The sequence below is a fragment of the Virgibacillus carmonensis genome (genome assembly GCF_057836705.1).
The window spans coordinates 1-567 of record NZ_JBYQFJ010000314.1 but is presented as its reverse complement, the minus strand read 5'-3'; the positions used below and the strand labels follow the sequence as shown (position 1 = coordinate 567).

Below are 567 nucleotides of genomic sequence, written 5' to 3'. Positions count from 1 at the left end.
AGCCCCAATTAATAGTAAATTGGTACCGGATAACATGTCGTTATGAACAAAGGTGTTGTCCGTGAAACAGGTACATAAATAAGTGCTAATGGTGTCACAATCATTGTTTCAATAGCTAAACCGAACATGACGCTGATATCGACCATTTTTTTCAACAGGCCATAGAGTCCGAAACTGAACGCAAGTGAGAGGGCAACCCACGGGAACACGCCATAGCTGAAAGTTAAATAGATTACAGCGGCGCCCGCTAAAATAAAGGAAAGCAATTGTCGTCTGGTTAACGATTCATTTAACACAATAATACCTAATAAAATACTGACTAGCGGGTTAATATAATACCCGAGACTTGCCTGAATGACGTGGCCGCTGTTTACAGCCCAAATGTAGGTCAGCCAATTCAAACTTATCGTAATGGATGCAAGTGAAATGCCGATAAGTTTTCGTTTATCCTTGATAATTACTTTGCACTCGTGCATGAAGGCACGCCACTTCCTTGACAGGAGAACAACCGCGACCATAAACAAAAATGACCAAATAATCCGATGTGCCAGGATTTCTCCTGCTGGT

1 protein-coding gene is annotated in these 567 nt (G+C 41.8%); it reads right to left on the bottom strand.

The window, feature by feature from the left end; all coding sequences use genetic code 11:
• Positions 1–8 precede the first annotated feature (8 nt).
• A partial coding sequence (gene rarD / locus AC3G7N_RS22055; protein ID WP_489424257.1) for an EamA family transporter RarD occupies positions 9–567 on the bottom strand: 559 nt, incomplete at its 5' end.